Here is a 20686-nt window from a genome sequence, read left to right on the forward strand (position 1 = left end):
TCTAGGCTTGATCCATGAGCATCCTGGATCTTCAGCTGACCACACTCGGCGGCGAGCCGACCACCCTGAGTGCGCTCGGTGACAAAGCACTACTGCTGGTGAACGTGGCCTCCCGCTGCGGCCTGACCCCGCAGTACGCCGGCCTCGAGCGGCTGCACGAGCGCTACGCCGACCGCGGCTTCACCGTGGTCGGGCTGCCGTGCAACCAGTTCATGGGCCAGGAGCCCGGCAGCAACGAGGAGATCCAGAGCTTCTGCTCGACCACGTACGGCGTGACCTTCCCGATGATGTCCAAGATCGAGGTCAACGGGGACGGGCGGCACCCGCTCTACACCGAGCTGACCCAGACCGCCGACGCCGACGGCGAGGCCGGCGACGTGCAGTGGAACTTCGAGAAGTTCCTGGTCGCGCCGGGCGGCAAGGTGGTCGGCCGGTTCCGCCCCCGCACCGAGCCCGAGGACGCCGGCCTGGTCGCCGCGGTCGAGGCCGTGCTGCCGGCCTGACGCCGATGCTGGGAAGGGGGCCTTCCTGCACTCGGAGTGTAGGAAGGCCCCTTCCCAGCATCAGGGGTCAGCTCTCCGGCTTCGCCGCGCCGATCTTGTCGATCTTCTGGATGTAGAGCTGGGTGTTCTCCCACTTCAGCCCGACGCCGATCTGCTGCACCGACTTGACGCCGTCCTTGGTGACGATGTGCTCGGTGGCGCGGATGTAGTAGTTGCCGGGCTGGACGTCGCTCAGCGTCACCGTCTTGGCCTTGCTCATCTCGGCCAGGAAGGCATCCGCGCCGCCCTGGAACCCGGGGAGCAGGTAGGCGGTGGCGGCGTTCTGCGCATTGCTCGGCAGCTGCGCGAAGAAGTCGGTGACCGTCTTCATCTGCACGTCCGGGCCGGGGTCGCCGTCGCCGGACAGCGGCTGCCGGTTGATGACCGTCGCGGCCGGCGTGGTCGACGCGGAGGTCGTGCTGCCGCCGCCACCGGTCGAGCCGCCGGTGCCGTCCGAGCCGCCGGCGTTGTTGTTGCCGCCGTGGTTGATCACCACGATCACGCCGACTATCACCGCGATGACAACCGCCGTGACAATCCCGATCAGCGGCCCACGCTTCATGCCGCCCGACTGCTGCGGCCCCTTCGGCCGAACGGGCGGCATTGCGGTGGTCGAGGTGGCTCGCGGGGCACCGCCGACCGGCGGACGCTGGTCGAGCCGGGTCGCCATCGGCATCGGGCGCTGCGCGGCCGTCGCCACGGTCGGCATGTGGGCCTGCTGCGGCACCGGCATCGGCGGCGCGGGCTGGCCCGCGGCCACCGCACCCAGCGCGTCCCGGCAGCGGACCATCGTCACGCGCTCGGTCGGCTCGGCCGACAGCAGCGACAGCAGCGGCTGCGTGAGCGGTCCCGCCTGGCGCGGCGGGTCGATCTGCCCGGACGCCACCTTGTGCAGCAGCGCCAACGGGTTGTCGCTGAGGCCGAACGGCGGAATGCCTTCCACCGCGGCGTAAATCGTTGCCCCGAGGGAGAAAACGTCGGACGACGGGGTCGGGTCATGGCCCTTGGCGATCTCCGGCGCGAGATAGGCCGGCGTGCCGGCGAGCATGCCGGTGGCGGTCACCGTCGAGTCGCCCTGAGCGCGGGAGATGCCGAAGTCGGTGATCTTCACGGTGCCGTCGTCGCCGAGCAACACGTTGCCGGGCTTGACATCCCGGTGCACGATGCCGGCGGCGTGCGCGGCGGCCAGCGCGTTGGCCACGTGCATGCCGATGCGCGCGGCCTCCTGCGGCGCCAGGGTCCCCTGCTCTTCCAACAGCTGGGACAGGCTGCGCGACGGCACGTACTCCATCACCAGCCACGGCATGCCGTCGCCCTCGTCAACGACGTCGAACACCGCGACCGCGTTGGGATGCTGCAGGCGCGCGGCGATCCGGCCCTCACGCATGGCGCGGCGACGCGCCTCCTCGGCGTCGGCCTCGCTCTGGCCCGGCTGCAGCAACAGCTGCTTCACCGCGACGGTGCGGTACAGCAGTTCGTCGTGCGCCTGCCATACGACGCCCATCGCGCCGCTGCCGATCCGTCGGCCCAAGCGGTAACGGCCCGCGACTACCCGGCCATCGACGGTCACGCCATCTCCTCGTTCATGGGTTCGCGCTGCTGCGCATGCGCCCGCCGAACCATGTCACCAGCCACGCGCGCCACGCTGCTGGCAGCCAACAACGGCAGACCGCCGTAGACAATACCCAGCCCCGCGCGAATGGAGGCATTGACACGGTGTCAAACCGTCTTCACTGTCGTCCCCACGCAACTGGGGTCCCGGCGGGGGGATGATCATATGAGACGGGTGCGCGGCTTCGGTGTGACGGTCATGGCGCTGGCGCTGCTGGCCGCCGGGTGCGCCGCGACGCCGGCCGCGCCGTCCGGGCCGACCACCACGCTCACCGTGTGGTTGATGAAGGAAAGCGCGCCGGACAACGTCATCTCCGAGCTCGACCAGCAGTTCCACACGCTGCACCCGGACGTCGAGGTGAAGCTGACCACCCTGGAATGGCCGGGACGGGACGCGCGCTGGCAGGCCGGCATGGCCGGCGCGACGCCGCCGGACGTGATGGAGATGGGCAACAGCGACGTGCTGGCCTACGCCAGCGCCGGCAAGCTGGCCGATCTCAGCAAGCAGGACTTCGAGAACTCCGACACCTGGCTGACCGGCCTGCGCGACGCCGGCAGCTACCAGGGCCGGCTCTACGGCGTGCCCTACTACGGCGGCGACCGGGTCGTCATCTACCGCAAGGACCTCTGGCAGCAGGCCGGCCTCGGCGATCCGCCGACCACGCTGGCCCAGTTGCAGGCCGACGCGCTGAAGTTGATGAACGCCAACAAGGCCACCGATTTCTCGGCGCTGTACTTCCCCGGTCGCTATCAGTACGCCGCCCTGCCCTTCGTGCTCGACGCCGGCGGGGCCATCGCCACGCAGCAGGACGGGAAATGGGCCGGTGCCCTGTCGTCGTCCAAGTCTCGGGCCGGGTTGCACGCCTGGGCCGACTTCGTGGCGAAGGTCTCCCGCGCGCCGGCCGACAAGGACGAGACCAGCGACGTGGACGCGCTGGGCAGCGGCCGGGCCGCGATGATCATCGACCAGGGCGTGACGGCCGGCGCCGTGGCCAAGAAGTACCCCACCCTCGGCGAGCAGCTGGGCGTGTTCCCGATGCCCGGGGCCACCGGGCCGATGCCGGTGTTCCTCGGCGGCTCCAACCTGGTCGTGCCTACCGCCGGTCACCACGCCGATCTGGCCGCGCAGTGGATCCGGCTGCTGACCGGCACCCAGTACGAGGGACTGCTCGGCCAGAGCGGGCTGGTGCCGAACAGCACCGGCCTGTCCACTTTTGTCAGCGGCATCACCGCGGTGGAGCTGACCGCCGCCGGCAAGTCCTGGTTCACGCCGCTGTCCACGCGGTGGTCGGCGGTGGACAACGCGAACGTGATCCAGGACATGCTCGAGTCGATCTACAACGGCCGGGCCACCGTCACCGAGGCGACGACGGCGGCCGATGCCAAGATTGGGCAGTTACTCAACGCGCCGGGCTGATTGCTCCGATGAATACCGGCTCTCGGGCCAAAAATCCCGCTCGGATCGTGTTGAGATCCGATGTCTGTGGGTATTGTCACCCCACCCGCCACAGTGACGTGCCGAGTGGAGCAGCCCGTGATGAGAAGACCCTTGCTGGTGGCCCTGGTGGCCGCGACGACGCTGACCGCCGGCGCGCTCCCGGCGTCCGGCGCGGCCGCCCAGCGGCTGGCCGCCTGGGCCCCGAGCATGACCATCGGTGGCCCGAACTTCAACGACCAGACCATTCGCATGGTGGTGCACAGCAGCATCGCCGGCACCTCGCCGCGCATCACCCTGTCCAACCTGCGCAGCACCACGCCGTTGGCCGTCGGGGCCGTTGACGTGGCCGTGCAGGGCAGCATGGCCACCGCGGTGGCCGGCACCCACCACACCGTCACCTTCGCCCGGTCGAAGACGCCGACCATCGCCGCCGGCGCCGAGGCGGTCAGCGACCCGATCCCGATGACCGTCGGCGCCGGGCAGAACCTGCTGGTCAGTGTGTTCCTGCCGAAGGCGACCAGCTCGGCCACCTGGCACTCGGACGCCTTCGACACCACGTTCCTGTCCCGCACCGGCGACCACACGCGGGACGACGCCGACGGAAACTACGTCGCGGCAAGGACTTCCTGGTTCTATCTGTCCGGTTTGGACGTCGTGCCGAGCACGGCCCGCAGCACCGTGGTCGCGTTCGGCGACTCCATCACCGACGGCTACAACACGCCGACCGGCGCGTACCAGCGCTGGCCCGACGACCTGGCCCGCCGCCTGGCCGCCGCCGGAACTCCCCGCGGCGTCGTCGATGCCGGGATCGGCGGCAACCGCGTGCTGACCGACGTGCCCAACATCTGGCAGGGCATCAGTGCCCTCAAGCGTTTCCAGCACGACGCCCTCACCATCGCGGGCGTGAAGACCGTGATCCTGTTGGAGGGCATCAATGATCTACACGCCGGCGTGAACACCGCCGGCGGCCCGCTGACCGCTCAAGACCTGATCAACGGCTACCAGCAGCTCATTGCCCAGGCGCACAAGGCAGGCGTGCGGATCATCGGCGGCACCATCATGCCGGACAACGAACCGGCCGACCGCGAGGCCATGCGCCAGACCGTCAACGACTGGGTCCGCACCAGCGGCGCCTTCGACGGCTTCGTGGACTTCGACCACGCGATGGCCGACCCGGCCAATCCGCACAGCCTCAACCCGCCGTACAACTCCGGCGACGGCCTGCACCCCAACGCGACCGGCATGCAGGCCATGGCCGACGCCGTGAACCTGACGCTGATCAGCTAGGAATGCAGGGAAGGACGCCTTACCTGCGTTGGACGCAGGTAAGGCGTCCTTCCCTGCATAACATAACGGTCAGACCGTTATCTGGAAGCCGTCGACGAGGAAGTACGTGCCGTCGACCTTGCTCACGGTCAGCGTGTGCTGGCCGGCCGGCAATCCCGTGACGGTGAACACCTTCTGCTGCACGCCGCGCTGCGCCGTGTTGGCGGTGACGTTCGGCTTGGCCACGCCGTCGAGCGTCACGCCGATCGTGCCCTCGTCGGAGTTGGTCTCGGTGATGAACGAGATTCCGGTGCCGGTGAAGGTGATCGTCGCCGACGCGCCGTCCTGCTGGCTGTAGTGGACGTTGCCGTTGAGGTCGCCGAAGCTGCGCCCGCCCTGGAACGACCAGCTGCCACGGTAGGCGATCCGCAGATCGTCGTCGTCGACCAGGGTGGACTTCGGCGTGTCCGGTCCGGCCGCGGCGAGGATGGCCAGTGCCGCCGGCGGCCAGTTCTGGTCACCGACCACAGTGGACGGTTGGAACGTGATGTTGGTGCCGTTGTTGTTGTAGTTGCCGGTGTCGGTGTAGTTGTCCACGATCTTGTCGTCGTGGATGGTCGGCGTCCACAGGTTCAGCCACAGCGAGCCGCCGATCGACTTCACCACGTTGTCGTGCGTGTACCACAGCGAGCTGCCCTCGTCGTGGTAGATGGCGTTGCAGCCGTTGACGCACTCGCCGAGCACGTTGCCGGTGAACTCGGACTGCGACGCCTGCCCGCCGAGGGTGTAGATCGGACCGCCGTCGTTGAGCTCGCCCATCACGCTGTGCACGTGGTTGCCGACGACGTGGTTGCCGCCGGTGTAGGTGGTGCCGTGCGCGCAGGGCTGCGGAAGTCCTTGCTTGGCCTGGAGATCGCAGCTCGACGCCCAGCCCCAGCCCCAGCCGATGGAGACGCCGGAGTACGGCGTGTAGCCGATGTCGTTGTGCGACAGCGTGGTGTTACGGCTGTGCCCGACGAGAATGCCGACGGAGTCGGCGAACTCCTGGCCGACGTACTGGATCGTGTTGTCGGACACCGAGTTGCCGCTGGTCATCAGCGCGGTCTGGGTCTGGTAGTAGTCGTCGACCTCGCCGACCGCGACGCCGATGCCGGACGTGTCGGTGACGGTCGAGCGGTAGACCGTGGAGTCCTGGGTCTGGTCGGCGAGATCGATGCCGCTGGTGCCCAGGTTGCGCACGGTGTCGTCGGAGAAGGTGATGCGCTGGCCGCGGTGCACCTGCACGGCGGCGGGAATGCGGATCGGGGAGCGGGTGGTCGGGTCCCACAGCACGCCCGCCTGGTTGTCGACGTACCCCTCGGCGGTGGGTGCGTTCCAGGTCGTGTAGGCGAACGTGATGCCGGAGAAGGTGATGTCGTGCACGGTGTTCACGACGTCGGGGATGACCGTGATGCCGTCGACCAGCATGTACTGCCCGCCGGTCTTCACCAGCTTGACCGTGTGCGGCCCCTTGGCCAGGCCGGTGACGCTCACGATCGCCTGCTGGGCAAGGCGTTCCGGTGAACTGGCGTTGACGGTCTGGGTCTTGGCGCCGTCCACGTAGACGTCGATCGTGCCCTCGTCGGAGTTGAGCTCCGAGAGCACCTGGACGCCGGTGCCGGTGAAGGCGTAGCTGAAGGAGTCGCCGTCGGTGCTGGTGTAGTGCACGTCCGCGCCGAGGTCACCGGTCGGCCGGCCGCCCGAGTAGCCCCAGCTGCCGGTGTAGGTGGCGCGCCAGTCGCTGTCGTTGAGCGGCGCGAGGTGGCCCGGCGTGCCGCTGATGTCCAGGAGTTGTTGCGCCGTCGGCAGTTCCACGTCGGCCTTGGCCAGGTTCTCGCCGGGTCGCGGCACGTAGTACAGGTAGCCGGCCGCGCCGTCGAGGTAGAACTGGCCCGGCGTGCCGAGCAGCTGGTAGGCGTTCTCCAGCCAGCTGATGCCGCCCAGCGAGGGCAATCCCGCGCCGTTGAACGGAAAGCCCGGGTTGGGCACGTTGTTGTGGTTGTTGTTCCAGCAGCCCGGATCGACCGTGAGGTCCGAGCCGCCGGCCGCGTTGTGCGTGATCGAGGCCAGCGGGCAGCGCATCTGCTTCCATGCGTTGTCGTTGACCACCTCCACCTGGCTCTGGTTGGTCCAGTTCGCGTACGAGCCGTCGGCCGTGGTGAATCCCGTTGCCGTGGCGGAGAAGCCGCCCGGGTTGGCCGCGCTGCGGGCTCTGAGCGCCCGTTTGCCGTCCACGAACAGATCCCGGCTCTCGGTTCCCTTCGGCACCGTGGCCCGGTAGATGTTCTTGGCCGCGTCGACCTTCGTGAATCCGTGCACCTGGCTCGCACCGCTGAACACCGGCCGCTGCCCCGCCGCCGCCCGGTAGACGACCGCGTGCCCCGATCGGCCAGAATCCTGCGGGCCTAAGGCGAACGGGCTGGTCAGCCGGTACGTGCCGCCGTTCAGCTCGACGACCACGTCACCCTGCTTCTGCCGGGCCTGGTCCCGCGCCGTGGTCAGGCTGCACGGCGCCTCGGCCCGGCACTGCGTGCCGCGCCCATCAGGCGAAACGTGCAGAACGTCCGAGGTATAGCTGGCCACACCCGCAGTGGTAGCGGCTGCTACCAGGTGTGCGGCGACAACAATGGCGAACCGCATCGGACCTCCATCGGACAGACGTCCGATGAATATAGACAGTCCCCCACCCCACGGCGAGAGCCAACTTTCGGTACCCGACCCGAACACCCTCCGCCACACCTCGTGTCACATGCGGTCCGGAGGTGCCGCAGGGAGGCAACAACGACGCTCATGTGACATTTGGGCGAGCTTGCGGGGTCAGGCCGAGGGGAGCAGGCGGGCGCTGGGGCCGGGGGTCGCCGTGACGTCGCGGGGGGCGAGCTGGCCGTGGCCGGCGTCGCAGCGGAGCTCGGCGTGCACGGGGGCGCCGCAGTCGCGGTGCTGGAGCAGCAGGGCGGGGCCCTCGGGGTCGGCGACGTGGCGGTCGCCCCAGTCGAGCAGGGCGACCAGGATGGGGTACAGCTCCTTGCCCTTGGCGGTGAGCCGGTACTCGTGCCGCGACCGCTGCCCGGGTTCCTGGTAACTCTGACGGTCGAGGATGCCGTGCTCGACCAGGGTGGCCAGCCGGGTGGCGAGCAGGTTGCGGGCGATGCCGATGCGCCGCTGGAACTGCTCGAACCGGCGGTTGCCGTAGAACGCCTCACGCAGGATCAACAGCGACCACCGCTCGCCCACGATCTGGAGCGTGCGGGCGATGGAGCAGTTCTCGGCGCTGTACGTGGTGCTGTCGGTCACGCGGGCCAGTGTACTCTGGGTCCCAATCTGATACTCAGACGGAGGATCGGGCGCGATGAAGCTGGCCGGCAAGACCGCTTTCGTTGCACCAGACGCAACCAACGCCGCAGTGGTGGCGGTGCTGCGGCGTGAGGGCGCACGGGTGGAGACCGAGGGGACGCTGGCGGCCGCGGCCGAGAAGTTCGGGGGCATCGACATCGTCTTCACCGGGGCCGGGCCCGACGCTCTCCCCCACCTGCGCGACAACGGCACCGTCATCGTCTACGGCCGCGCCCTCGCCCATCCGCCGGCTGCGCTGCTCGAACCCCGCCGGCTCCGGGTCAACTACGTGGTCGCGGACGCCAGGACCCCGCATCACGAGATCGCCGAGGCGGTGCTGTACCTCGCCTCCGACGACGCCTTCACGACGCAGGGCGAGGAGGTCGTGCTGACCCGCCTCGCCCTGGCGTCGTAACGGTTCAGGCGTTAGCTGCCACCCGCGCCGCAGCTCGCAGGGCCCGCAGCGTCCGGGAGTCGGAGAAGCCGACGGCCCGCGCCGCCCCCTCCACGGTCGTCCCGCTGGTGATCAGGTGCTCGGCCCGCTCCAGCCGCAGCGCCTGCTGGTAGCGCAGCGGCGTGAGCCCGGTGGCGTCCCGGAACCGCCGCGTGATGGTCCGCTCGCTGCAACCGAACTTGCGGCTGAGCTCAGCCAGCCGCAGCGGCTCGGTGTAGCGCTCGTCGATCACGTCCTGCAACCGGTGGACCAGGTCGGACAGGTGGCTGCGGTGCCGCAGCAGCGCGCTGACCTGCTCGTCGGTGCCGTTGCGGCGGGCGTACACGACCAGCGCCCGCGCGATCCGGCCGGCCATGGTCGGCCCGTGCCAGGTGGCCACCAGGTGCAGGCACAGGTCGATACCGCTGGCGATCCCGGCGGACGTGGCCAGATTTCCGTCCACTGTGTACAGAACGTCCCGCACGACCTCGGCCGCCGGGTAGCGTGCGGCCAGCTCGTCCTGGAGCTGGTGATGGGTCGCGCAGCGCCGCCCGTCGAGCAGCCCGGCCCGGCCGAGCGCCTCGGTGGCGGCGCAGACGCTGACCACCATGCCGCCCTGGCGGTGGTGCGAGCGCAGCATGGACAGCGCCCGCTCGCTCGGCGCGATGTCCTCAAGGGTCGCGCACTGTCGCCCCGGGACGATGATGATGTCGTTGGGAGACAACGTGGGCCACGTCGTCGAGGTCCGGACCGGCAGCAGCTCGGCGGTGATCACCTCGGGCTCGTCGGCCACATAGGACAGTTCGTAGGGCAGGCCGTAGTCACGCGCGGTGTGGAACACCTCGGCGGGACCTGCCAGGTCGAGCAGGTACACCTGCGGCTGAACCAGGAACACCACGCGGCGCATCGGACGCCTCCTCAGCTGACACCGGCCGGACTGTCCGGCGATGCTAGCGATGGTGTGGTTTCCGAGCCGTCATGTCGACCGGATGCATCCGCTTTCTGACTGGAAAACCGGGACTGCTTGCCCACGCGGGCAGCCGTTGGCCAGCCTGATGCCGCTGAAGCCCAGCGAGCTGACCGTCACCCGGTCCCAGAACGGCCACAGGTTCGGCAGCACGCGGAGCTGGATGCCGGCCGAGGCGTGCAGGTCGAACAGGTTGCCGACCCGCTCGGCCGGGCCGAGCGGGTGGACGGTGCGCGTCGACACGTGACAGTAGTCACGGAAGGGCTCGAACTCGTCCGCCGGCAGCCGGTAGGCATACAGCTCGACGGTCCGCATGGCCTCCAGCCAGCCGTACTCGACGGCGTGTATCCGCTGCTCATCGCCGATGATCCTCAGGCGGTCGTCCTCGGTGGTGTACTCCTCGGTCCAGGCCATGGCCCGCGGGCACAGCCGCGGGAACCAGTAGTCCGGCGCGCGATCGTGGTCCACGGCCCAGACGTAGGGTTCGGCCTGCTTGGCCGTCGCCGCGACGTGCGGCTCGAAGACGGTGATCGTGGGATCCTCGGAGAAGTGCAGTACCTGCCCAGGTTCAGGTCGCATCCGTCCAGGCTATTGGCCCCGCACAAGTCCGTTCAGGTGCGCGTAGACGACGGCGTGCACGCGGTCGCGCAGGCCCAGCTTGGCCAGGATCCGCGACACGTGGGTCTTCACCGTCTCCTCGCCGACGTGCAGCTTGGCCGCGATCTCGGCGTTGCTGTCGGCCGCCGCGACCAGCTGCAACACCTCGCGTTCACGGGGCGTGAGCTGGGCAAGCGCCGGCGGCTCCGACGGCGGCGCGACGGCCGTGGCGAAGCGGGTGATCAGCCGCTGCGTCACCGACGGGTCGATCAACGCGTCGCCACGGGCGGCCACCCGCACCGCGGTGATCAGCTCCTCCGGCGGCAGGCTCTTGAGCAGGAAACCGCTGGCCCCGGCCCGCAGCGCCCGGTACACGTACTCGTCGTGGTCGTAGGTGGTCAGCACGATGATCTTGGTGCGGTTGCCCGGCGCGGCCAGGATCGCCTCGGTCGCGGCCAGCCCGTCCATCTTCGGCATCCGCACGTCGAGCACGGCCACGTCCGGCCGCAGCCGCACCGTCTCGGCGACCGCCGCACTGCCGTCGCCGACCTCGGCCACACAGCGGAACTCGGCCTGGGTGTCGAGGATCGCGCGCATGCCGGAGCGGAACATCGCGTGGTCGTCGGCCAGCAACACGTCAACACTCACAGCGGGAACACCACCGACGTGCGCCACATACCGTCCTGGGGACCGCTGTCGGCAACGCCGCCGAACATGCCCGCCCGGTTGGCGATGCCGGCCAGGCCCCGGTGCGGGCCGTCGGACCCGCGGGTCTGCGCCGGCAGCGGGTTGGTCGTGGACAGCATGAGCGAGGTCTCGCCGTAGTCGATACGCATGGCGACGGACCTTCCGTCGCCGTGCCGCAGCGCGTTGGTGAGCATCTCCTGCGCGATCCGGTACAGCGCGATGTCCAGGGAATTCGGCAGGTCACGACGCCGGCCGGTGATCTTCAGCTCGGCCTGGAGACCGGCGTTGCGCACCCCGTCGAACAGCTCGTCGATGTTGTCAAGACCGGGCTGGCGGGTGCTGGCCCCGCTGTCGCCGTGCAGCAGGTCCAGCAGGTGCCGCAGCTCGACCATGGCCGAGCGGGCGGCGCTCTCCACCGCCGTCACGGACTTGCCGAGCTGCGGATTGCCCTGGTCGCCGGCCATGATCAGGCGCGCCGCGCCGGCGTGCACGTTGATCGCGCTGACGTGGTGCGCGATGACGTCGTGCAGGTCGCGGGCGATGGACGCGCGCTCCTCGCCGACCGCCTTGGCCACGGCTTCATTGGCGTCACGGCGTTCCTGCTCGGCCCGCAGCTCCAGCTCGGCCAGGTAGGCGCGGCGGGTCGTGGTGTAGCGGCCGACCAGCCACGGCAGCAGCCCGAACTCGACCATCATCAGCGGGATGAGCGGCCAGTTGTGCAGGCCGTTGGCCAGCAACCGGGCCAGGCCGACGCACGCCGTGGTGGCGACCAGGCTCAGCCGGGCCGGCCAGCCACGCAGCCAGGCGCCGGCCCGGTAGCCGGCGATCATGATGCCGGCGGTGTTGCCGCCGGCGCTCGGCGCGATCGCCAGCACGGCCAGGATCCGGACCAGCCCGTGCGCGACGGCGACGTAGCCCGACAGCCGCGCCGGGCCGGCCAGCCACAGGTCGACGCCGATGATGGCCAGCAACGCCACCACCTGCACGATGGTGGCGGGAAAGCAGTCGGCATAGAACACGTAGCCCACGTCCACGACCACGCACAGGGCGCTGACCAGCAACGACTGGCGCGCCAGCGTGCCGCGCACGGTCATGTGCATACGTTCCTCCCCTGGTCCCGGCCCTGATCATGCGTGAGTCACCCCTGAGACCGGATCCCTCCCGCGGGGGACAATGATCCCCGCCGACGTGGTGACCGCGGGGGTTTCGGTTCCCTAGCGTTGCCGACGATGAAAGCCACCGTTCTCGCCCTGCTGCTCGGGTTGCTGCTCGCCGTCCCGGCGTACGCGGATTCCGCGTCCGGCGGCGGGGACGTGCATGTCGCGCAGACACTCGGCGACCGCGAGCTCACCGTCACGCTGCGGCGGATCACCGGAGTGCCAGGACCCCTGCACGTCGACGTGCTCACGCATGCGGGATCGCCGGCGGGCACGCTGCGGCTGTCGATCACCGGTCCGGGGACCGCCGAGGGGACCGCCGTCGCCCTCGGCTCGCGGCCCGGGTCGTACGGCGGTGATCTTTCCGTCGACGCGGCCGGGCGGTGGGAGCTGGCCATCGACGACGGGCAGGAGGTCGCCCGGATCCCGTTCGTGGTGGCGGCGCAGCCGATCAGCCCGCCGGAGATGGCCGTGTACCTGGGGTTTCTCTTCGCCGGGGGCTGTCTGCTGGCGACGTTGGTGGTGGCGACCCGGGCGCGGCGCGGGTGGTGGGCCTTCGTGCCGGTCGGCGGGGCGGTGGCCGGGGTCGCGGTGGCGTTGACCGGCGCCGTGTTGTCGACTTCGCTGCCGTTGCCGCCTTTACCTGGTGTGCAGGTGGATGCGGATGGTGTGAACACCACTTCGCCGTATCAGCTGGCGCAGCCGTTGACTGCGGACTACTCGCGGCAGCCGGTGAATCTGTCGCTGTCGGCCAGTTCCGTGGTCACTGGGCAGAAGTCGTTGCTGTCGTTGGCTTTGAGCGACGGTGCGACCGGGCGTCCGGTCGATGACCTGATGGTGCACGACAGCGCCTTGATGCACCTGATCATCATCGGACCGTCGGGGCAGCTGTGGCACCTACACCCGATTCGGGTTGCGCCGGGGAAGTTCCAGGTGCCGTTGACGTTCCCGGTCGCCGGGCACTACGCCGTGGCGGCGGAGCTGGCCCGCATCGGTGGCGGGGTGCAGTTGGTGCGGTCGGCCACCGGGGTCGACGTCAGCGGTGATTCCGTTGCGGTTTCTGGTGATCCGTCGGGTGCGCAGGTAACCGTGCCGGACTTTGTCGCCGGACAGCCGGGCACCGTTGTCGCCCATGTCGGGTCGGACCTCCAGCCGTGGCTGGGAATGCTCGGGCACCTGATCGCCGTCGGGCCGCTGGGGCCGGGTGGTGCGCAGGCCGCGCCGGTGTGGGTGCACGCGCACTCGATGGGCGGCGACATGACCGGCATGGCGATGGCCGCCGGGTCGATGGGCGGGCTGATGCCGGTGAACGGGGACAGCGCGCCGGACGAAACCGTTGCCGCGTATGGACCGAACGTGGCCTTCACGTACACGTTCCCGCTGGCCGGTGATTACCGGGCGTGGATACAGGTGGAGCGGAACTACCACATCGAGACGATCCCGCTGACCATTCACGTGGCGGCTGCACCCGTTGTCGGGCAAGGGAAGCATTCAGTGCAGGCCCGGCTGGTGGACACCGGGACCGTGGAGCTGGACGTGACGCCGTCGGCCGGCGCGAACGTGAGCGTGCAGGCCGTGCAGCCGACGACCGGGTACTCATCGGGCGTTGTACAGGCCGTGGCAACGGATGTCGGGAAGTTCCGCGTCACCGGGCTGCCGCTGATGACGCCCGGGCAATGGGAGATCGTCACCACCGTACGAGATCAGTCCGGAGTGGACGAACACGTGTCGCCGGTGACGGTGACCGGATGAGGGGAAGGCAATGAGGCCGATAGGGGCCGGATTCGTGTTACTGGGCACGGGAATATCGTTGATCGGGACCTCGTGGGACGTGCAGTGGCACATCGACGTGGGGCCGGACACCTTCTTCACGTTGCCGCACCTGTTCATCTACGCCGGCAGCGCCATCGCCGGCATCGCCGCACTGTCGGTCGTGCTCGCCGTGACGGCCGCGCAGCGCCGCGGCGAGACGCCCGATCCCCGTGACGGCGGCGTGCCGATCCGGGTGTTCGGCGGCGCGTTCACCGCGCCGCTGGGCTATCTGGTCACCGGCGTCGGCGCTGCGGCATTCCTGTTGTACGGGCTCACCGATCTGTGGTGGCATACTGTATACGGCTTCGACGCAGTGCTGAATTCGCCGCCGCACGTCGCCCTGTTCACCACCATCTCCATCACCATGATCGGTGCCGTGATCGTGGCCGCGTCGGCCCGCGAGCTGTTGTGGGGCCGGATCGCCATGGCCATCAGCGTTCCCGTGCTGATGACGTTCTTTCCCATCACCGCCAACGCCTTCCAGGGCTTGCCGGTGCCGTTCGACAGCATCGTCGTGGCCACCGCGCTGATCATCGTGCTCTTGCTGGTGCTCACCCGTGTTGCCATCGGCCGGCCCGGCACGGCATTGGCCACCGCCGCCGCTTTGCTGGTGATGCAAGGGATTCTGTGGGTGTTCACACCGTGGGCCACCTCGCTGTACGCCGACTCCGTCGGGTTGCCGATGCGGGACGGCATGGGCGGTGAGCCGTCGCTCATCCCGTCCGGGATTCCGTTGGCCGGCATCGTCGCCGCCCTGGTGATCGAGCTGCTGTTCCGCCGCGGGGCACTGATCAGCGGCGGGGTCGCCGGCCTGATCCTCGGGTTCACCTTTGTCCTGCAACGGCCTTGGCTCGGCTATGCGGCCCCGGTGACCACCGTGGAGCTGATCGCCACGACCATCGCCGGCTGTGCTTTCGGCGTGGTGGGCGCGTTTCTCGGCCTGCGCTTCGGTGCCACGCTCCGGCTTCGGGAGAAGGTGACCGCGTGATCAAGCGTCTGTTCGCGCTGTTGGCCGCGATCGTGTTCGTGCCGATCGCCACTGCCGCACCGGCGATGGCCTACGAGCCGGTGAACATCGTCCACACCGAGCACGTCCAGGTCGGGCCGTACGGTTTGACCGTCGGCTTCTCGACGTGGCCGCTACGGGCCATGCAGTCGTTGGACTTCACCTTCGCACCCGACGGTGGCCTGGACGGCAAGACCGGGACCTTCATGCGCACCGGGCCTTCCGGCTCCCACACCCGGCCCGCATCAATGGTGAGGCATCCTCGAAAACGGGACGTCTGGGGCTTGGACGTGTTCGCCTTGCCGGTCGAGGGCCCGTGGAAGTTCGACTTCACGATCGACGGTCCGCAGGGCCACGGCACCGGCACCCTCTCCGGGCTCCAGGTGCTCCCCCAGCCCGGCCCGCCGCTCACGTTGAGCTGGATCGTGTGCGCACTGCCGTTCGTCGCGTTGATCGGCTTCTTGGTCGTGGTCTGGCGGCGCGGAAACCCGGGGCGGATTCGGGCATCGGGCGTGCCGACTGGCGTTGCCGCTGGTTGAGGCATGCGTGAGGGCCGGTAGCGGGAAGCTTCCGCTACCGGCTTTTCCTTGCGGTTGTACGGTTTGGTGCCCGCCCGCTGGTGGCGAGCTACCACCACCGCGCGGGCACCGCCGGCCACCGCAACGTCATCAGCCCGGCCTTCGGCATCGCCGGCCCGCCAGAGCAGTGCGTCGAGCGGGTCAAGGAGCTGGCGGCGCTCGGCCTGGACCGGATCGTCGTGCTCCCGGCGCTGAGCCAGGAGCCCACCGACCGCGACGACGTCGCCATCAGCCGGCGACGATGGAGCACGAGATCGTGTCCGCGTTGCGGGACTAGGTGTTCTGCACGTGCTGCCAGCCGAAACGGCCCTTGATGCAGAGGTTGCCGTGGGTCACCGAGCTGTCGTGCGGCGAGGTGACCTTGACGATCTCGTTGTCCTGCACGTGAAGCGTGAGGTTGCAGCCGACACCGCAGAACGTGCAGACGGTCGTGGTGGCGGTCTGGGCCGACTCGTCCCAGGTGCCGTCGGCCCGTTTGTCGAACTCACGGCGGAAGCTGAGGGCACCGGTCGGGCAGACCTCGATGCAGTTGCCGCAGTACACACAGGCGGAGTCGGGCAGCGGGGCGGAGAACTCGGTGGAGATGTGCGAGTCGAAGCCCCGCCCGGCGACGGCGATGGCGAACGTGTTCTGCCACTGGTCACCGCAGGCGTCGACGCACTTGTAGCACATGATGCACTTCGAGTAGTCGCGCACGTAGAGGGAATTGTCCACCAGTGCGGGCTGGGCGACGGTGGCGGCGTCGGGGCCGAAGCGCGCGGGATCGGCGCCGACGTCGGCCATCCAGTCGGCCACCTGGGGCGTGGTGGACAAATCCGTTGCCGAGCCAAGAAGTTCGAGCACCAGCCGACGGCTGTGGCGGGTGCGTTCGGTGTCCGTGTGCACGACCATGCCGGGCTCGACCTTGCGGGAACAGGACGGCACCAGCGTTCGCGAGCCCTCGACCTCGACCATGCACACCCGGCAGGCGTTGGCCGGCTCCAAGGTGTCGCCGTAGCACAGCGTGGGCATGTCCTTGCACGCGCTGAGAATGGTCGAGCCCTCCGGCACCGTGACGGGTGAACCGTCCAAAGTGAACTCGACCAGACGGCGCGGCAGTCCGATGTCGACAACAGTCACAGCCCCACCTCGCTGACGCTCGGCCGGTCTGCGACCGTGGTCTCTGTGCTCATTGGTTCCCTCGCAAGCTCGGTCACAGCTGCACCCCGAGACGGTCGATGGCGGATTCGATGGCGTTCCAAGCGGTCTGGCCCAGGCCGCAGATGGACGAGTCGCGCATGACCTGACCGACATCCCGTAGCAGCACGAGATCCTGGGCATCACCTTTGCGCTGCACGATGCGGTGCAAGGCTTCCTCCTGACGGACAGTACCGATCCGGCACGGCACACACTGCCCGCACGACTCGTCACGGAAGAACTCGGCTATACGCAAGAGGAAACCGCCGACATCAACCGTGCCGTCCAGGACAAGAACGACGCCGGAGCCGAGGGTGGTGCCGGCGGTGCGGGCATCCTCCATGGTCAGCGGCAGATCGATCTCGTCGGGGCGTAGGAACCCGCCGGCCGCGCCGCCCAACAGCACGGCCCGAAGATCGTCGACACCGCCGGCCAACTCCAGGAGCTCACGAAGTGTCGCGCCGAACGGCACCTCGTACACCCCGGGCTTCGGCACGGTGCCGGAGACGCAGAAGAGCTTGGACCCGGTGGAGCCAGCAGTGCCAACCTGTTGGAACGCCTCGCATCCCTCGGTCAGGATGAGCAGCACGTTGGCCAGCGTCTCCACGTTGTTGACCACGGTCGGCCGGCCGAACAGGCCCTTCTCCACCGGGAACGGCGGCTTGCTGCGCGGCTCGCCGCGGAAGCCCTCGATGGAGTTGAAGATCGCGGTCTCCTCGCCGCAGATGTACGCCCCGGCGCCCCGGCGGATCTCGATGTCGAAGTCGAAGCCCGGCTGGCCCATGACCGACGGGCCCAGGAAGCCGCGCTCCCGGCAGACGGCGATGGCGTTGCGCAGCAAGGAGAAGGCCCGTGGGTACTCACCCCTGATGTACAAGTACCCACGGGTGCACCCGGTCGCGTAGGCGGCGACGGTCATCGCCTCGATCACGCCGAACGGGTCGCCCTCCATCAACACCCGGTCCTTGAACGTGCCGGGTTCGCTCTCGTCGGCGTTGCACACCAGGTAATGCGGCCGCACGGGCTGCCCGGCGGTCGCGGCCCACTTGCGGCCCGTGGGGAACGCCGCCCCGCCCCGACCCATCAGCTTGGCGTCGGTCACCTCGCGGATCACGCCCTGCGGCCCGAGCAGGAAAGCGTTGCGCAGTGCCGCATACCCGCCGGCGGCGCGGTAGTCGTCGAGGCTGGCGGGGTCGACCGTGCCGACCCGGCGCAGCAGCCGTAAACCAGGATCCCCTGCTGCGGCAACGGAAGCTCCGGCATCAGGTACTCGGACCCCGCTCCGGCCTCGACGGCCAGCGCCGCCGGCGCGCGTTCGCAGACCCCCAGGCACGGGCTGCGAACGACGTAATCGGTCTGCGCGGCGGCCAGCGCCTCGGCGCCGTTGACCTTGCAGGCCAGGTCCACGCAGACGTGCACCACCTTGCGCGGCCGCTCCTCCATCGCGAACAGCGAGTAGAAGGTGGCCACGCCGTACGCCTCGGCCGGCGGCACGGACAGCCGACGGCAGATGTGGTTCAGCGCGCCTTCGCTGATCCACCCGACGGCGTCGTTGGCCGCGTGCAAAGCCGGCAGCAGCTGGTCACGTCCACAATCGGTGCCCTCCAACGCGGCATCGACGGCGTTCTGCTCCACTGTGGACGGAGCTGCCTCCAGGAAGCGCAGGTCCATCAGTGGTTCACCAGCTTGTCCACACGCACCGCGGCCGCCTTGTACTCGGCGGTGCCGGCGACCGGGTCGGTGGCCTCGATGGTGATCACGTTGGTGTTGATCTCGTCCGGGAAGTGGAAGGTCATGAACACCAGCCCCGGGCTGAGACCCTCGTCGATCCGCACCGGCGCGACGATGGCTCCGCGCCGCGACGAGACCTGCACCATCTCGTCCGCCACGACGCCGAGGTCCAGGGCGTCCTGGGGACACAGGTCCAGGGTCTCGCCGCGCCGCAGCGGGGACTCGAACCCGCCCGACTGCACGCCGGTGTTGTAGGAGTCCAGCCGCCGCCCGGTGGTCAGCCGCAGCGGGAACTCCGCGCTGAGCTCGTCCACCGGCGGGCTGTGCCGCAGCACCGAGAACGGCGCCGGGCGACCCCGCTTGACCGGGTCGGTCTCCCACAACCGGGCGTGCAGGAACGACGGTTCGAGGCTGTCCTCGTCCGGGCAGGGCCACTGGATGCCCCCGAGGTCGGCCAGCCGCGCGTAGCTCATTCCCCGGTGCATCGGGGAAAGCGCCCGCATCTCGTCCCACACCTGCTCCGCGCCGTCGTAGTGCCAGTCGTGACCCAGGCGCCGCGCCAGCTCGCAGAGCAGCTCGATATCGTCTCGCGCGCCATCGGGCGCGTCGACCGCCTTGCGCACCCGCTGCACCCGGCGCTCGCTGTTGGTGAAAGTGCCGTCCGTCTCGCACCAGGCGGCCGATGCCGGCAGCACGACATGGGCCAGCTGCGCGGTCTTGGTGAGGAAGATGTCCTGCACCACCACGTGGTCCAAATTGGACAGACGCTTGACCGTGTGCTCGCAGTCGGCCTCGGACTGCACGGGATTCTCGCCGATGATGTACACGGTGGTCATGTCGCCGCGTTCCATCGCCTCCAGCATCTGCGTGAGGTTCCAGCCCTTGCGGGGCTGGAGCTGCGAGCCCCACGCGGCGTCGAAGGACGCCCGCACGGCCGCGTCCTCGATGTCCTGGAAACCGGGCAGTCGGTCCGGGATCGCGCCCATGTCCCCGCCGCCCTGCACGTTGTTCTGGCCGCGCAACGGGTTCAGGCCGGCCCCGTAGCGGCCGACCTGCCCGGCCAGCAGCGACAGGTTGATCAGCGACAGCACGTTGTCGGTGCCGTTGTGATGCTCGGTGATGCCGAGCGTCCACGACATCTGGGCCCGGTCGGCCCGTGCGTAGGCGTGCGCCAGCTCGCGGATCAGCTCGGCCGGCACGCCGGTCTCCAGCTCCGCCACCGGCAGCGTCCACTCCTCCACCGACGCGGCGAACTCCTCGAAGCCCTCGGTGCCGCGCTCGATGAACGACTTGTTGGCCAGCCCCGAGTGGATGATCTCCCGGGCGATCGCGTTGGCCAGCGGGATGTCCGTGCCCACGTTGAGCCGCAGCCACTTGTGCGCCCACTTCGCCGTGCTGGTCAGCCGGGGGTCGACCACGTACAGCTTCGCGCCCTTGTTCACCGCTTTCAGCACGTGCTGGAAGAAGATCGGGTGCGCCTCGCGGGCGTTGGAGCCCCACAGCACGATCAGGTCCGCGTCCTCGATCTCCTGGTACGAGGACGTGCCGCCGCCGCTGTCGAACACCTTGGCCAGGCCCGCGACGCTGGGGGCGTGGCAGGTGCGGTTGCAGGAGTCGACGTTGTTGGTGCCGATGACCGCGCGGGTGAACTTCTGGGCCACGTAGTTCATCTCGTTGGTGGCCCGCGCGCAGGAGAACATGCCGAACGCGTTGGGCCCACCGGCCTCGATGTTGCGCCGGAACCCCTCCGCGGCTCGATCCAGCGCCTCGTCCCAACTCGCCGGCCGCAACACGCCCGCGTCGCGGACCAGCGGCTGGGTGAGTCGGACGTAGGGTTCCCGCTTCCTCCGGCCCATCACGCCTCCCGTTTCTGGGACCATCGCCTCGACCGGCCAACCCGGTCCGTTCTCCACACGCCGGCCGCCGCACCGGCCTTCCGGTCCAGCCCGACCACCGCAACCGGCCCGACCAACTCAGCCGACCCGACCCGTTCCGCAGCCACCGCCTGCCGACCATCTCCATCGGCCCAGCCCAGCCGCCGCAACCGGCCCGGCCAACTCAGCCGACCCGGCCCGTTCCGCAGCCACCGCCTGCCGACCATCTCCATCGGCCCAGCCCAGCCGCCGCAACCGGCCCGACCAACCCGGTCGACCCGACCCGTTCCACAGCCACCGCCGACCGACCATTTCCGACGGTCCAACCCGGCCACCGGAGCCGATCCGGCCAACCGGTCTCCCGGCCATCAACGGCTTCCCCGCGGCCCACCTGCCCGGCCACTTCCTCTTCCACCAGCCCGTTCACCAGGCCGTTTCT

The 20686-nt window shown here is 69.4% G+C and carries 18 protein-coding genes; 7 read left to right on the plus strand and 11 right to left on the minus strand.

Annotation, left to right across the window (positions count from 1 at the left end; translation table 11 throughout):
• The first annotated feature begins 14 nt into the window (after positions 1-14).
• Positions 15-503, plus strand: coding sequence for a glutathione peroxidase (locus M3Q35_RS20965; RefSeq protein ID WP_273943625.1), 489 nt, complete (start codon positions 15-17; stop codon positions 501-503).
• 67 nt (positions 504-570) lie between these two features.
• Here M3Q35_RS20965 and M3Q35_RS20970 read toward each other — a convergent pair whose 3' ends face one another.
• Positions 571-2112, minus strand: coding sequence for a serine/threonine-protein kinase (locus M3Q35_RS20970; protein ID WP_273943627.1), 1542 nt, complete (start codon positions 2110-2112; stop codon positions 571-573).
• A 207-nt stretch (positions 2113-2319) separates the two neighbouring features.
• Here M3Q35_RS20970 and M3Q35_RS20975 point away from each other — a divergent pair, with 207 nt between their 5' ends.
• Positions 2320-3570, plus strand: coding sequence for an extracellular solute-binding protein (locus tag M3Q35_RS20975; protein ID WP_273943628.1), 1251 nt, complete (start codon positions 2320-2322; stop codon positions 3568-3570).
• Positions 3571-3690: 120 nt separating this feature from the next.
• A complete protein-coding gene (locus M3Q35_RS20980; protein ID WP_273943629.1) occupies positions 3691-4878 on the plus strand; it encodes an SGNH/GDSL hydrolase family protein in 1188 nt (395 codons plus the stop codon).
• Between the two features lie 69 nt (positions 4879-4947).
• Here the strand turns inward: M3Q35_RS20980 and M3Q35_RS20985 are convergent, their stop codons facing one another.
• Both M3Q35_RS20985 and M3Q35_RS20990 read right to left on the minus strand, forming a co-directional pair.
• Entirely contained in the window at positions 4948-7479 is a 2532-nt protein-coding gene (locus tag M3Q35_RS20985) for a hypothetical protein (RefSeq protein ID WP_273943630.1), read from the minus strand.
• 234 nt (positions 7480-7713) lie between these two features.
• Positions 7714-8190: a winged helix-turn-helix transcriptional regulator gene (locus tag M3Q35_RS20990; protein ID WP_273943631.1), complete on the minus strand. Its 477-nt coding sequence runs from the start codon at positions 8188-8190 to the stop codon at positions 7714-7716.
• A gap of 55 nt (positions 8191-8245) precedes the next feature.
• On the opposite strand from M3Q35_RS20990, the gene M3Q35_RS20995 reads away from it, so the two are divergent.
• The gene (locus M3Q35_RS20995; protein WP_273943632.1) at positions 8246-8644 is read left to right on the plus strand and encodes a hypothetical protein; all 399 of its coding nucleotides are present in this window, start codon (positions 8246-8248) and stop codon (positions 8642-8644) included.
• A 4-nt stretch (positions 8645-8648) separates the two neighbouring features.
• Here the strand turns inward: M3Q35_RS20995 and M3Q35_RS21000 are convergent, their stop codons facing one another.
• The 4 genes from M3Q35_RS21000 to M3Q35_RS21015 all read right to left on the minus strand — a co-directional run bounded on the left by M3Q35_RS21000 (position 8649) and on the right by M3Q35_RS21015 (position 12013).
• Positions 8649-9569 (minus strand): GlxA family transcriptional regulator, encoded by a 921-nt coding sequence (locus tag M3Q35_RS21000; protein ID WP_273943633.1) that lies wholly within the window; start codon positions 9567-9569, stop codon positions 8649-8651.
• Between the two features lie 69 nt (positions 9570-9638).
• Entirely contained in the window at positions 9639-10208 is a 570-nt protein-coding gene (locus M3Q35_RS21005; RefSeq protein WP_273943634.1) for a DUF6886 family protein, read from the minus strand.
• Between the two features lie 9 nt (positions 10209-10217).
• Positions 10218-10874: a response regulator gene (locus M3Q35_RS21010; protein ID WP_273943635.1), complete on the minus strand. Its 657-nt coding sequence runs from the start codon at positions 10872-10874 to the stop codon at positions 10218-10220.
• Complete coding sequence (locus M3Q35_RS21015) at positions 10871-12013, minus strand: sensor histidine kinase (RefSeq protein ID WP_273943637.1); 1143 nt, start codon at positions 12011-12013, stop codon at positions 10871-10873. The genes M3Q35_RS21010 and M3Q35_RS21015 overlap by 4 nt, the downstream gene beginning before the upstream one ends.
• A 129-nt stretch (positions 12014-12142) precedes the next feature.
• On the opposite strand from M3Q35_RS21015, the gene M3Q35_RS21020 reads away from it, so the two are divergent.
• The 3 genes from M3Q35_RS21020 to M3Q35_RS21030 are packed head-to-tail and all read left to right on the plus strand — an operon-like array spanning position 12143 to position 15427.
• Positions 12143-13822 (plus strand): hypothetical protein, encoded by a 1680-nt coding sequence (locus M3Q35_RS21020; RefSeq protein WP_337960617.1) that lies wholly within the window; start codon positions 12143-12145, stop codon positions 13820-13822.
• A gap of 58 nt (positions 13823-13880) precedes the next feature.
• Positions 13881-14870 (plus strand): hypothetical protein, encoded by a 990-nt coding sequence (locus tag M3Q35_RS21025; RefSeq protein ID WP_273943638.1) that lies wholly within the window; start codon positions 13881-13883, stop codon positions 14868-14870.
• A complete protein-coding gene (locus M3Q35_RS21030) occupies positions 14867-15427 on the plus strand; it encodes a hypothetical protein (protein ID WP_273943639.1) in 561 nt (186 codons plus the stop codon). Before M3Q35_RS21025 ends, M3Q35_RS21030 begins: the two co-directional genes overlap by 4 nt.
• A gap of 312 nt (positions 15428-15739) precedes the next feature.
• On the opposite strand, the gene M3Q35_RS21035 is transcribed toward M3Q35_RS21030, so the two are convergent.
• The 4 genes from M3Q35_RS21035 to M3Q35_RS21050 all read right to left on the minus strand — a co-directional run bounded on the left by M3Q35_RS21035 (position 15740) and on the right by M3Q35_RS21050 (position 20229).
• The gene (locus tag M3Q35_RS21035) at positions 15740-16585 is read right to left on the minus strand and encodes a 2Fe-2S iron-sulfur cluster-binding protein (protein WP_273943640.1); all 846 of its coding nucleotides are present in this window, start codon (positions 16583-16585) and stop codon (positions 15740-15742) included.
• 73 nt (positions 16586-16658) lie between these two features.
• Complete coding sequence (locus tag M3Q35_RS21040) at positions 16659-17744, minus strand: complex I 51 kDa subunit family protein (protein ID WP_273943641.1); 1086 nt, start codon at positions 17742-17744, stop codon at positions 16659-16661.
• Between the two features lie 8 nt (positions 17745-17752).
• On the minus strand, positions 17753-18313 hold the full coding sequence (locus tag M3Q35_RS21045) for an NADH-quinone oxidoreductase subunit NuoE family protein (RefSeq protein ID WP_273943643.1): 561 nt from the start codon (positions 18311-18313) through the stop codon (positions 17753-17755).
• Complete coding sequence (locus M3Q35_RS21050) at positions 18313-20229, minus strand: molybdopterin oxidoreductase family protein (RefSeq protein WP_273943644.1); 1917 nt, start codon at positions 20227-20229, stop codon at positions 18313-18315. Before M3Q35_RS21050 ends, M3Q35_RS21045 begins: the two co-directional genes overlap by 1 nt.
• Between the last annotated feature and the right edge of the window lie 457 nt (positions 20230-20686).

It is taken from the genome of Kutzneria chonburiensis, assembly GCF_028622115.1.
Lineage (GTDB): Bacteria > Actinomycetota > Actinomycetes > Mycobacteriales > Pseudonocardiaceae > Kutzneria > Kutzneria chonburiensis.